Raw genomic sequence first — 13,572 nt, 5'->3', positions numbered from 1 at the left:
CAGATCCGCAGAGGGGAGAGTTAAGAAGTATTTTGAGTGTTCATAAAAAATTTACGATTGCTATAGCTGCTTTTTCAGAGGAAGTTTTAATCTCGAAGTAGCCTATTTACCGCAGCTACCTCAAGCATTATGTTAATCAACTAACAAAAGCTAAATCTCAACTACTCAACTGCAACAATTGGTTATTTGCCTGAGTAGCTTCATTGCTCATGACTCGCTTTAAGACTGCTTCTCTGATATTAACAAACACTTCGCTGCTTCTATCTCGCGGGCGTGAAAGTCTCACAGGTAGGTCTAGAGTAATCTGTCCTTCTTCAATCAATATCACTCGGTCTGCCAATGCCACAGCCTCTTCCACGTCGTGAGTAACCAAAAACGCAGTAAATTTTCGCTCTTGCCATAAATTCTCAATCAAGTGCTGCATCTCTAGGCGAGTTAGAGCATCCAATGCTCCCAAAGGTTCATCTAGCAACAACAAACGGGGCTGACTAACTAACGCTCTTGCCAATGATACCCGTTGCCGTTGTCCACCAGATAAAACATATGGCCACTCATCAGCCCTATCTTTGAGTCCGACTTTATTGAGTGCCCACAAAGCTTTTTCACGCCAATCGCCTTCTAAGCCCAATCCCACGTTCTGAACAACGCGCTTCCAAGGCAGCAAGCGGGAGTCTTGAAACATTACTGTCACAGAGCGGCTAAGTCTACGCAGTGGTTCTCCATTCAGTAGTATTCCGCCTGAAGTTGCTTTATCCAATCCTGACACAAGACGCAATAAGGTACTCTTCCCGCAACCACTGCGTCCGACAATAGCCACAAACTCACCTGCTGCGACTTCTAAATTTACTGATTTTAAAACAGTTTTTTTGTCAAAAGCCTTCGTCAAATCCAAAATACTTAGTTGTGTACCCTGTACATTAGGACTCACTTGCAAAATCTCCTTTTTTAGGACAAGCGGAATTTAATTATTTGCTCAGACGTTGAAGAAAACAAATCGCACTCAAAATAAATATAAGTCAAAAGTTAAAATCATAATTTTAACTTTTTGACTTTGCTAATTTTGGCATTTATCACTTTTGATAATTGGGGTTCCAAGCCAAGAATTTTGTTTCTAATCCTCTGGCTACAGCATCTGCTAATTTACCCAGCAATGCATAAATCACAATACTCAAGACCACAACATCGGTTTGCATAAACTCACGGGCATTCATTGCCATATAACCAAGACCGGAATCTGCTGCGATCGTTTCTGCCACAATTAACGTCAGCCACATAATCCCCAAGGAAAAACGGACACCAACGAGAATCGAAGACAAGGCTCCTGGAAAAATGATTTGCCAGAGAAGTTGTGGTGCTTTTAATCCATATACTTTTCCCATCTCAATCAGGCCAGGGTCAACACTGCGGATGCCATGAAATGTATTGAGATATAACGGGAAAAATACCCCCATAGATACTAAAAATAATCTCGCTTGATCGCCAATACCAAACCAGAGAATCACTAGCGGAATTAATGCCAAATTAGGGATAGTGCGGAGCATTTGCAAAGAACTATCCAACAATTTTTCGGCTACACGGGAAAAACCATTGAGCAATCCCAAGCCGAACCCAATGCTGCCACCAACTATAAAACCAGATATCGCCCGCCCAGCACTAATTCCTATATTTTGAAACAGTTCTCCAGTTGACCCAAGCTTAATCGCTGTAGCAACTACGCCACTAGGGGCTGGTAAAATCCTAATTGAAAGTAGACCAGTTCGGGAAGCAAGTTCCCAAAGAACTAATACCGTAATAGGCACAATCCAAGGAACTATTTTCTGGAGTTGCGGGTTTTCTAACACCTGGCTCAGGGATATATTATTGTTGCTTTTGGTGTGTTTAAGGGTAATAGTCATCGAATTCTGGATTTTAGATTGTTTCAAAGGATGAATCTAGAAGCTTCGTTAACATAATTCGTAATTCTTAGTTCTTAATTAGTAATTTGCTTTTCAATTACGAATTAGAAATTACGAATTAGTCATGAGGCACTCGTTAGTTGTTTAGCAAATTTTTCATTAGTGACGATTTCGCCAACCGGACTCAAGACTGGTGGCGTTAAAGGTGCAGGTTCGCTCTGCAAAGGTAAGCGTGGAAATAATAATTCAGCAGTGCGATAGGCTTCTTCTAAATGGGGATATCCTGATAAAACGAAAGTTTCTATGCCCAAATTGCGATATTCCAGCATCCTAGCGGCAACGGTGTCGGGATCTCCAACTAGGGCTGTACCAGCACCACCCCGCACCAATCCAATTCCTGTCCACAGATTGGGGCTAATTTCTAAGGTTTTTCGACTACCACTATGTAGTTGACTCATGTGCCGTTGCCCTTCAGAATCAGAACTAGCCAAATCTTTCTGAGCTTTGGCGTTAGCGTTCGCGGAGCGTCTCGTAGAGAAGCTCGCCGTTCGCGTAGCGTCTCGTAGAGAAGGCATCGCATCCTCATCCACATACTTAATTAGCTCATTGGCAGCATCCCAAGCAGCAGATTCGGTTTCTCGCACAATTACATGCAAGCGAATCCCAAAACGTATTGTTCTACCTTGTTGGGCCGCTAGTTGCCGAACTTCAGCAATCTTTTGGGCTACTTGCTGTGGTGGTTCGCCCCACGTCAAGTAAACATCAATGTGTTTGGCTGCAACCCGCTTGGCAGCAGCAGATGAGCCACCAAACCACAAGGGTGGATAGGGTTTTTGAACTGGTGGAAATAAGAGTTTACCGCCTTTGATATCGAGGTAGTTTCCTTTAAAATCGACTGTTTCCCCACTGACAATACCCCGCCAAACACTGAGAAATTCATCGGTTAAATCATAGCGATCGTCATGGCTAAGATGCAAACCATCCCCAGCAAGTTGTACCGGATCGCCACCTGTCACCACATTAATCAACAATCTTCCTTTAGAAATTCGGTCAAATGTTGCTGCCATCCGTGCAGCCGCACCTGGGGAAGTAATTCCTGGGCGAATTGCCACGAGAAATTTCATCTGTTTGGTGACAGATATAAAAGCGGCGGCGGTAATCCAAGCATCTTCACAAGAACTCCCTGTGGGTAACAATGCGCCCGTGTAGCCCAAATTATCTACAGCTTGGGCAATTTGCTGCAAATAATCAGGTGTGGCAACACGAGAGCCAATATCTGTACCTAAATAGCGTCCGTCATGAGATCCAGTAGGAATAAACCAGAGAATTTGCATGTTTACCAGGGTATGAGGTTAAAATCTACGATTCTCCGACCCAATTACCGTAGTTGATAGTCAAAATTCTACTTGATATTACATAAAAATCAAGCCTAATTTAACCATTAGTAAAAAATGACTGCCTGAACAACTAACCCCTTAGTCATCAATTTTGACACTATTGTAACGGAATGACTGTGTTGGAAAATACAAGTTTTCACCCAGTAAACCACATTTCAGGAGCGCTGAGTAACTCCATAGATAAATCTAGGGGATTGAAATAAGGACGCTTTGTCTGGAAAAGTTTGGATTTAAGGAAGCTGAAAAATCCAGATCGGAGGAAACCCTGCGATCCGCCCAGACTTCTCTTCGTCCACCGACTGACTATCTGTGGCGATCGCCTACGCCACACTAAGCGATCGCGGTTGGCTGAGTTGACTTACCCAATGATTTTGACATATTTTTACCTCATGAACAAACAGGGGTCTTGCATTGTACCAAGCTCTATGCAAAGATAATTCTACCCAAAGTACGGTATTTCTATCGAGTTATCGTATTTGACTAACAATTGATGCTGTCAAATATAGCTGATTACAATTTATTGCGTTCAGCTAATGTTCATTTGCAGATAATAAATTGAATCCAAATCAAGCTTTAGTCAATGTCAGTAACCATTGATTAACTTTGTTATAACCAATAAAAACAGGATTTCAAAGAATGTCTCAGAAGTGTCAGTTCACATAGCGTGCGCTGCTTAGTACTGGTTTCGATATTTATCGGAGATTTGTACTTTTCCCACTACTGAAACCTTTGCAAAGTCTATTACCTAATGGTTTAGCAGCGACATTGCATCAAGTATTTCCCCTGGTTTATCTGTACAGCTTAGAGCTAATTTATTCATCATTAAGGTTGAGGAGTTGAGGAGTCATGTCGAATTTTCGCTGGAATTATAGATGCCTAATGTTCCTGCTTTCGTTGCTAGATATTCTAATTATCCTGGTTTTTTATCCGGCAAAAAGTCAGGCTGAACTGCCTAAATCTGATGCATCTCCTGCCCAAATAGAAGTGAAAAAAGCTCCAGAAGCAGTTGTCAATCAAACAGTAGAAACTTCAATTGCACCGTTAAGTAGTAAAAAAGCTACAAATAATGTCACAGGGCAAGTGACACCTGTATCGCAATTGTTGGAAGTTGCACCGCCAACTAGTAAAAAAGCTCCAAATAATGTAGCAGGGCAAGTGACATCCGTCTCACAACTGTCAGATATTAAGCCGACAGATTGGGCATTTCAAGCATTACAGTCTCTAGTTGAGCGCTACGGTGTAATTACAGGATATACAGATGGCACATTTAAAGGGAATCGTCCTCTAACACGCTATGAATTTGCAGCTGGGTTGAATGCAGCTTTAAATCGCCTCAATGAACTAATAGCAACTTCAACGACAGATTTAGTCAAACGGGAAGACTTGGATACCATCAAAAAGTTACAAGAACAATTTTCTCCAGAACTTGCTCAACTTCGGGGACGCTTAGATACCTTAGAAACGCGAAGTGCGAAGTTAGAAGCAACTCAGTTTTCGACCACAACCAAACTTATTGGTCGAGCGCAGATTGTTCTTGGCTCAGTTCTGGCGGGCAATAACGTCGTCACCAAGACACCCGCACCTCACAATCCCACACTTCAAGGTTTAACTTCTTTACGGCTAAACACCAGTTTTAACGGTAAAGATTCACTAGGTATAACACTCTCAGGTGGAAATATTGAATCATTGGGACAAACAAGAGCTGGATTATTGGGAACTTATGAGGGGAGAACTGCTGATAACGCCAGTATTACTTTTGCACGCAATCAGATTATTCTCGGTGGTGTCCGCTATCGGTTTCTACCTTATCCAAATACCCAAGTCAACATTTATGCCCTGTCTGATGGAGCTAGTGAGATAGGTCTTTCTGGCCCGATTAACCCATATTTTGAATCCTCTTCCGCAACTGGCGCTAATGGGATTTCACGATTTTCACGGCGGTCTTTGGTCTATAACTATGGAGATAGCGGCCCCGGAATTGCCATACTCCAGGGACTAGGCAAACAGGTTCAATTAGGGCTAGCATACAGCGCACCAAACGGTAACAATCCCACACTCAATAATGGCTTATTTACAGGCAGGTATTTAGCTTTAGCACAGTTAATATACTACTCTTCTAATAGAAATTTTCGGGTGGCGGCAACTTACGTTAATACCTATAGCCCAGCAAATACTATAGGTTTTAGTGGAACAAATTTCGGCCCAGCAGTCGGGAGCAACCTGGTAAACAGTACCGTGGCTGGAGCGGGAACTGTGGGCAACCTTTATGGTCTACAGGCGTTCTATCAAATTAATCCCAAGTTGGCAATCAATGGGTGGGTAAGTTATGCAGCACACCGCTATTTGGGACGCGGAGATGGGGAAGCGATGGATTGGGCGGTAGGGCTGGCATTCCCGGATCTTTTTCAGGAAGGTGCTCTAGGGGCGGTTTTAGTTGGTATGGAGCCGAAAATGATCAGTCTCAGTAAGAGTGTAGATTTGGGAGCAGGTGCCGGACAAGCGGACAAAGATACTTCCCTGCACATTGAGGCATTCTACCAATATAAAATCGGAGATAATATTGAGATTACGCCGGGTTTGATCTGGATTACTGCACCGGACTCTAATGCCAGCAATCCTGATAGTTTATTTGCTTGGGTTCGTACTCTCTTTAGGTTTTAAGAAATTACGGTAAGGGACTTCCAACAAATAAATTACTACTACTTGTGGGGCGGGCAAGATGCCCGCCCCACAAAAAATAGTTTTATCTAACCTTATTAGGCGCAGAGAACACAGAGAAAAGAGGAATTATTGTCCAAAAATTTCGCCACATTGAAAGGGTTAGTACTAAAGTCTATCGAAATAAAGTATTTTTTGTACTCACATTGGATAGGCTGCATAAAAGGCTGTAAAGAGCAAGCCTATTTGGAAAGACAAGACAAATTATTTTACATAAATTTACGTTTGAATTTGTTTGCTAAAATGCTTGCTTTTTCTGGAAAATTGTGAAAAGCTTTGTTATGGTATAAACTACGGTTTATCGGTCAAGATAAAGTAGTTATTGGATGCCAATCTGGTGGCAACCTGTCTTAAGGAGCCACAATTTAAGGCAACTAGTAAGCCGTCAAGTAGATAGGCAAACAGGTTTCTAAATATTTTGCAGCATCGATGGGGTGAAGACTTGATGCTTAAGACTTTATCGATGGAGGGAAATTGTAGATGCTGAAGACGTTAACAACCGATTTTGAAGACCTCCAAGCAGATGTGCTTGTGATTGGAGGTGGGCCAGCAGGAACTTGGGCGGCATGGAGTGCTGCATCAAGTGGATCTAGGGTGATTCTTGTAGACAAAGGATATTGTGGCACAACTGGATGCGCTGCTGCATCTGGTAATGGTGTGTGGTATGTGCCACCTGACCCAGAAGCACGAGAAACAGCAAAGGCAAGTCGGGAATCGTTGGGTGGGTTTTTATCCGATCGCAACTGGATGGATCGGGTACTGAATCAGACTTATGTCAACGTTAATCAGTTAGCAGAATGGGGTTATCCCTTCCCTACCGACGATGAAGGAAAACCCTATCGGCGATCGCTGCAAGGGCCGGAATATATGCGGCTGATGCGGCGGCAAATTCAACGGGCAGGAGTGAAGATTTTAGACAACAGCCCCGCCTTAGAATTACTAGTTGATGACGATGGTGCTGTTGCTGGTGCATCAGGTGTGAATCGTCAAACTGGGGAGAAATGGCTAGTGCGATCGCAGTCCACAATTATCGCAACCGGTGGCTGTGCGTTTCTAAGTAAAGCGTTAGGATGCAACGTCCTAACAGGGGATGGTTATTTAATGGCTGCTGAAGCTGGTGCCGAGATGTCGGGTATGGAATTTTCCAATGCCTATGGCATCTCCCCCGCTTTTTCTTCAGTTACCAAAACCCTGTTCTATAATTGGGCAACTTTCACCTACGAAGACGGTACTGTAATTCCAGGGGCAAGTTCTCATAGACGTTCAGTAATTGCCCAGACATTACTGCAACAGCCAGTTTACGCCATCATAGACAAAGCGGCGGAATCGATGCGGGCATCTATGCGTTTAGCACAGCCCAACTTCTTTTTACCCTTTGACCGTGCAGGTATTGATCCATTTACCCAACGTTTTCCTGTAACTCTGCGCCTAGAGGGAACTGTGCGCGGTACGGGAGGAATTCGGATTGTCGATGAAAGTTGTGCCAGTTCTGTACGGGGACTCTACGCGGCTGGAGATGCCGCCACACGCGAACTGATTTGTGGCGGATTTACTGGTGGTGGTAGTCACAATGCGGCTTGGGCAATATCTTCTGGCTATTGGTCGGGGAAATCGGCTGCTGAATATACTCGCAGTTTGGGAGAACACAAAACTCAACGACAAGTTAAGGGTGTTGGAGAGGTAGTATTACAGAGTGGGAGCGATCGCTCTCAAACCTTGGCAACTGATGAAGTGATTCAGGCAGTCCAAGCTGAAGTATTCCCCTACGAAAAGAATTATTTCCGTACAGAACAAGGCTTAACTGAGTCTTTGGGTAGGTTAAATCATCTTTGGCAAGAACTCCGCAGTAGCCAGGTAACATCAGAAAAAGAGCTAATCCGGGCGCGAGAAGCTGCGGCAATGGTAGCCACAGCGCGGTGGATGTACAGCAGCGCGATTGAACGTAAAGAAACTCGTGGTATGCACAGACACCTAGATTATCCAGAACTTGATGCAAAACAGCAACATCACCTGATTAGTGGCGGATTAGATCAAGTCTGGGTGAAAAGTCAGCCGCTACTGAATGCAGAAGATATTTCCCAATCGAAAATCCAAAATCCAAAATCTAAAATAGGGGTGGCAGTGTGATTGAGTTGGTCAGCGAGTCGCGGTGCATAGAATGTAATATCTGCGTGAATATTTGTCCAACCAACGTGTTTGACCGTGTGCCAGATGCGCCGCCAACCATTGCCCGACAGAGTGACTGCCAAACCTGTTATATGTGCGAATTGTATTGTCCAGTTGATGCTCTCTATGTTGCACCAGAAAGCGATATGAAGACTTCAGTCAACGAGGCAGAATTAATAGAAGTTGGGCTACTGGGTAGTTACCGTGAAAACGTTGGTTGGGGACATAAACGCACCTCAACAGCAAAAGCCGATCAAACATTCCAAATTCTGAAGCAGATGAAATAGTACGGCGGAGAAAATAGTCATGCTGGCATTAAAGAAGGCAGGAGGCAAGAAGCAGGAAGCAGAACGTAGTCCTAGAAAAGTTAGGGATTTTGAGTCTAGTGACTGTTTTAAAACTCGAAGATCCCCCCTAACCCCCCTTAAAAAGGGGGGAAAAGAAATTCTTAGAGCAAGCCTTTTTAAGGGGGGTTGGGGGGATCTTCAAAGGCTAGGTTGCTTAATGAGAGGTTTGAAAACACGCCCTAGATACCTTATGTCTAGTACGAGATTATCAACCTCAGCGGCTTGTGTCCTGCTCCTACTGACTACAGCATGTAGCCAAGGGGAAACTAAATCTGCTGAATCGATTAATGCCAAGAGTGCTACTGCTGTAGCTGCATCTAACAACATTTCTACCCTACGAATAGGTTATGTAGGTACTTCAGAACCTACAGGGCCACTTGGTTGGGCAAAGAAAAAGGGAATTTTAGATCGTGAGTTGCAAAAATCTGGGTTTAAAGACGTTACTTTTGCACGGTTTCCTAACGGGCCGGATCTAAATGAGGCACTTGTCGCAGGTCAATTAGATGTTGGTTCTTTAGGCGATACACCAGCCATAGTTTTGAGAGCTAGGGGTGTTGAAACCCGACTGCTGCGGATTACTCAGTTTAATACAACCGCCTGGTTAGTGGCGAAAAAGAATGGCCCGCGATCGCTGGCTGAACTTAAAGGTCAGAAAATAGCTACCCAAAAAGGCTCTTATATGCATCGATACCTGTTGGGTCTGTTAGCTGAAGCTAAAATTGCCAAAGATGTAAAAGTTGTCCACTTGATGACTACTGAGGCAAAAGCGGCTTTAGAACGTGGTGATGTAGCTGCTTATGCAACTTCAAGTGATCTGGGGCCTTTTCTGAAATCACAAGGGTTTCCAGTGATTGATTCTTCGGCGAATCATAAAGGTTTGTCAGGGACATCATTAGTTGTAGCGACCGAAAGCTTTCTGGCGAAACAACCTGATTTTCCAAAGAAATTTAATGGAATTCTCACAGAAGCAGCCAAGGATTTAAAAGCTAATTCTGAAGAATATTATCAGTATCACGCCCAAATTACTAAATATCCCCTCGATATTATCAAAGTATCGTTACCACTCAAACAGATATCAGAAGAACCATTACCAGATGAGGGCGTGAAACTTTTAGAGGGGACAAAGAAATTTTTAGTCTCGCAGGGTTTGGCAAAGTCGGACTTTAAATTAACTGATTGGGTTGAGAAATAGGGAGTGGGGAGTGGGGAGTGGGGAGTGGGGGGATGAGGGAGCAGAAAAGGCGGGAATCAGTAACTTTTCTGAGCAAGAAAAACAGATTTTTGTAATCAAGTCTTTCAAAAGTGCAACTCCCAGGGTAAAAGGTGCAACTCCCAGGCTAAAAGGTGCAACTTCCAAGCTAAAAGGTGCAACTCCCAGGCTCAAAGGTGCAACTCCCAGGCTCAAAGGTGCAACTCCCAGGCTCAAAGGTGCAACTTCCAAACTAAAAGGCTCAACTTCCAAGCTCAAAGGCTCAACTTCCAAGCTCAAAGGCTCAACTTCCAAGCTCAGAGGCTCAACTCCCAAGCTCAAAGGCTCAACTCCCAAGCTCAAAGGCTCAACTCCCAGGCTCAAAGGCTTCCAACTTCCCTCCTGATCAATAATTCCTTGATGTACAGAGCAAGTAGATTTATCTGTCCTCCCGCCCAGTGTTAAGCGGCTTAGTCTCCCCACTCCCCACTCCCCAATCCATTTGAAAACTCCAGGTAAAATGCTATGACTATTGCACTAGACCGTCCACAAAAAACTAAGTCTGCTCAAATTCGGGAAAAACTGGGTTATCCGATCATTGACACCGATGTACATACCCAAGAGTTTCCCCCAGCATTCTTGGACTATTTAGAGCAAGTTGCTGGAACTGCGATCGCAGAGCGTTTCCAAGAACACTTACCCGGTGCATCTCGCTCTAAATGGTTTAAGCAATCTTGGGATGAACGTCGCGCTAACCGCACCGCCCGCCCTCCCTTCTGGACTCGTCCTACTAATGATGCTTTAAATTTAGCTACCGTTAGTTTGCCAAAGTTGTTGCACGAACGCTTACAAGAAGCCGGTACAGACTTTGCCGTTGTGTACCCCAACTTGGCAACGATGGCGCCACACATCGGTAATGAAGAAATGCGGCGGGCTGTTTGCCGTACAGCTAACACTTACCACGCTGATATTTTCCGTCCTTATAGCGATCGCTTAACACCGATTGCTGCTATTCCCATGAATACGCCCGAAGAGGCGATCGAAGAGTTGGAATACGCGGTGAAAGTACTGGGACTCAAAGCAATTCAAATCCCTGGACATATCCGCCGCCCGATTCCCGCCTTCGAGAAATATGGCGAAGAAGTAGCCAATGAAGCCATCTGGATTGACACCTTTGGCTTGGATAGTAAGTATGATTACGATCCCTTCTGGGCGAAGTGCGTAGAACTGAAAGTTGTACCCACCACCCACTCTTCCGGTATGGGCTGGATCAATCGGCGTTCCATTAGCAATTACCAATACAACCATATTGGTCACTTTGCATCGGCTGCGGAAGCACTGTGTAAATCTCTATTCTTTGGTGGTGTAACTCACCGCTTCCCCACACTCAAGTTTGCCTTTTTAGAAGGAGGTGCAGCTTGGGGTGCTAGTTTGTACACCGATTTGATTTGGCACTGGGATACCCGCAACAAAGACCATATGGTGGAAAACAACAATCCCGCCAATATCGATCGCGAAGAACTGCTAGAACTTTATACCCGTTATGGTGGCGAATTAGTACATGGTCGTTTGGATCAACTAGGTAGCGGTTTAGGTTTCCACGCTGAGTTATTATCTCCCCTAGAGCCAGGTGATTTAGATGAATTCGCCCTAGCAGGAGTAACGAAGCCAGAGGATATCCGCGATCGCTTCTTGAATCACTTCTATTTTGGGACAGAATCAGATGATACCCGTGTAGCTCAAGCCTTTAACCGTAAAGCTAATCCTTATGGGGAGCGTGTTAAAGCATTTTTGGGTTCCGATTCTGGGCACTGGGATGTACCTGATATAACTGCGATCGCTGCTAATACCTATTCAATGGTTGAACGCAAGATTATTACCGAAGAAGATTTGCAATATTTCCTGTCAATTCATCCCTTGGAGTTGTATACCAGCCTGAATCGTGACTTTTTTAAGGGTACGGCTGTGGAGAAAACCGCAGATGAATTTTTGGCTGGGAAATTAAGGTAAGAGACGCGATAAATCAAGGTAAGAGACGCGATAAATCGCCGTCTCTACAAAGGATTATCGGGTCTTTGCCAATGCCTATAAACATTTGATGAGGGTAAACTATTATGACGATCGCTTTAGACCGCCCACAAAAAACTAGGTCTGCTCAAATTCGGGAAAAGCTTGGTTATCCGATCATTGACACTGATGTACATACCCAGGAATTTGAACCAGCAGTCTTGGATTATTTAGAGCAAGTTGGTGGAACTGCACTTGTCGAACGTTTCAAAGAGAATTTACCAGGATCTTCCCGTTTTAAGTGGTACAAGCAAAGTTGGGAAGAACGTTTTGCTTATCGCACCAATCGCCCTAACTGGTGGGGTCGTCCGACAAAAAATACTTTGAATTTGGCTACCATTAGCTTGCCGAAGTTGCTGCATGAGCGCTTGCAAGAAGCAGGTACAGACTTTGCCGTTGTGTACCCCAACTTGGCAACGATGGCTCCGAATATCGGTAATGAAGAAATGCGGCGGGCTGTATGTCGAGCAGTTAACACCTACCATGCTGACATTTTCCGCCCTTATAGCGATCGCTTAACACCCATCGCCGCCATTCCCCTCCACACTCCCGAAGAAGGGATTGAAGAGTTGGAATATGCGGTGAATGTTCTCGGACTCAAAGCGATTCAAATCCCCGGTTACGTCCGTCGTCCAATTCCTGCCTTTGAGAAGTATGGCAAAGAAGTCGCTAACGAAGTGGTTTGGATTGATAACTTTGGCTTAGATAGCGAGTATGATTACGATCCATTCTGGGCTAAGTGCGTAGAACTGAAAGTTGTACCCACAACTCACGCTTCTAGCCAAGGTTGGACAACTCAGCGATCTGTCACCAACGCCCAATATAATCACATTAATCACTTTGCCTTTGCAGCCGAAGCATTATGCAAATCGCTGTTCTTCGGTGGAGTGACTCGCCGCTTCCCACAATTAAAGTTTGCCTTCTTAGAAGGTGGTTCAGCTTGGGGTGCTAGTCTCTACGCTGATATTATTTGGCACTGGGAAACCCGCAACAAACAACATTTGTTGACAAATAACAATCCTGCGATTATCGATAAGGAAGCGCTAGTAGAGTTGTACACCCGCTACGGTGGCGAACTTGTCGATGGACGCTTAGATAAGATTGGTGATGGTTTAGGATTCCACCATCAACTATTGGCTCCAGAAGATCCAGGCGAACTCGACGAATTTGAGCTAGCAGGAATAGAGAAACCAGAAGATGTGCGCGATCGCTTCTTGAATCATTTCTACTTCGGTACAGAATCAGACGATACCCGTGTGAGCCAAGCTTTTAATCGTGCAGCTAATCCCTTTGGCGATCGCGTTAAAGCCTTCTTAGGTTCCGATTCCGGTCACTGGGATGTGCCAGATATCACCGCCGTTACTGCCAACGCCTACTCAATGGCAGAACACGAAATCATTACCGAAGAAGACCTCCGCTACTTCCTCTCAATCCATCCTTTGGAGTTGTACACCAGTCTCAATCAAGACTTCTTCAAGGGTACAGGTGTTGAGAAAGCCGCAAACGAATATTTGGCGGCTAAAAAATAACTGTCATTAGTCATTTTCAAAGGACAAAAGACTAATGACAATTACAACGTTCCATGTTCCATTTCCTCTGTTCACTTGTAGCGTGGGTCTTACCCACTCTACATTTCTCTTAAATAACGAACCGCTCCAGACGCAGAGGACACAGAGAAATAAGAGTTGAAAAAATATCCTAAAACTGACGCAAAAATTCTCTCTATTTCTCTTCCCTCTGTGTTCTCTGCGTCTCTGCGGTTCGTTGGATAATTTATTTCTTGGAAATCCCTA

General features: G+C 44.4%; 10 protein-coding genes. 6 read left to right on the top strand and 4 right to left on the bottom strand.

Translation table 11 applies throughout. The features are described 5' to 3' along the window. Positions 1 to 157 precede the first annotated feature (157 nt). The 3 genes from HWQ23_RS06350 to ssuD all read right to left on the bottom strand — a co-directional run bounded on the left by HWQ23_RS06350 (position 158) and on the right by ssuD (position 3,229). Positions 158 to 928, bottom strand: coding sequence for an ATP-binding cassette domain-containing protein (locus tag HWQ23_RS06350; RefSeq protein WP_292825140.1), 771 nt, complete (start codon positions 926 to 928; stop codon positions 158 to 160). A 142-nt stretch (positions 929 to 1,070) separates the two neighbouring features. After that, positions 1,071 to 1,895 carry an ABC transporter permease subunit gene (locus HWQ23_RS06345; RefSeq protein WP_292825137.1) on the bottom strand — a complete coding sequence of 275 codons (825 nt, stop codon included), beginning with the start codon at positions 1,893 to 1,895 and terminating at the stop codon, positions 1,071 to 1,073. 122 nt (positions 1,896 to 2,017) lie between these two features. Further along, complete coding sequence (gene ssuD, locus HWQ23_RS06340) at positions 2,018 to 3,229, bottom strand: alkanesulfonate monooxygenase (RefSeq protein ID WP_292825134.1); 1,212 nt, start codon at positions 3,227 to 3,229, stop codon at positions 2,018 to 2,020. Positions 3,230 to 4,138: 909 nt separating this feature from the next. Between ssuD and HWQ23_RS06335 the strand changes: the two genes are divergently transcribed. The 4 genes from HWQ23_RS06335 (at position 4,139) to HWQ23_RS06320 (ending at position 9,715) form a co-directional block, all read left to right on the top strand. Continuing rightward, positions 4,139 to 5,953, top strand: coding sequence for an iron uptake porin (locus HWQ23_RS06335; RefSeq protein ID WP_292825131.1), 1,815 nt, complete (start codon positions 4,139 to 4,141; stop codon positions 5,951 to 5,953). Positions 5,954 to 6,490: 537 nt separating this feature from the next. Beyond that, positions 6,491 to 8,137, top strand: a complete 1,647-nt coding sequence (locus HWQ23_RS06330) for an FAD-dependent oxidoreductase (RefSeq protein ID WP_292825128.1) — start codon at positions 6,491 to 6,493, stop codon at positions 8,135 to 8,137. Beyond that, entirely contained in the window at positions 8,134 to 8,463 is a 330-nt protein-coding gene (locus HWQ23_RS06325) for a 4Fe-4S binding protein (protein WP_292825125.1), read from the top strand. Before HWQ23_RS06330 ends, HWQ23_RS06325 begins: the two co-directional genes overlap by 4 nt. Positions 8,464 to 8,713: 250 nt before the next feature. Continuing rightward, positions 8,714 to 9,715, top strand: a complete 1,002-nt coding sequence (locus HWQ23_RS06320; RefSeq protein ID WP_292825122.1) for an ABC transporter substrate-binding protein — start codon at positions 8,714 to 8,716, stop codon at positions 9,713 to 9,715. Here HWQ23_RS06320 and HWQ23_RS06315 read toward each other — a convergent pair. Beyond that, a complete protein-coding gene (locus tag HWQ23_RS06315) occupies positions 9,692 to 10,195 on the bottom strand; it encodes a hypothetical protein (protein ID WP_292825119.1) in 504 nt (167 codons plus the stop codon). The two genes, HWQ23_RS06320 and HWQ23_RS06315, sit on opposite strands and share 24 nt — an antisense overlap. Positions 10,196 to 10,237: 42 nt before the next feature. Here HWQ23_RS06315 and HWQ23_RS06310 point away from each other — a divergent pair, with 42 nt between their 5' ends. Then, complete coding sequence (locus HWQ23_RS06310) at positions 10,238 to 11,722, top strand: amidohydrolase family protein (RefSeq protein ID WP_292825116.1); 1,485 nt, start codon at positions 10,238 to 10,240, stop codon at positions 11,720 to 11,722. A gap of 104 nt (positions 11,723 to 11,826) precedes the next feature. Next, positions 11,827 to 13,308 (top strand): amidohydrolase family protein, encoded by a 1,482-nt coding sequence (locus tag HWQ23_RS06305; protein WP_292825113.1) that lies wholly within the window; start codon positions 11,827 to 11,829, stop codon positions 13,306 to 13,308. Positions 13,309 to 13,572: the final 264 nt, after the last annotated feature.

The organism is Nostoc sp. JL33, assembly GCF_017114985.1.
GTDB lineage: Bacteria > Cyanobacteriota > Cyanobacteriia > Cyanobacteriales > Nostocaceae > Nostoc.
This window is presented reverse-complemented; position numbering and strand designations above follow the sequence as displayed.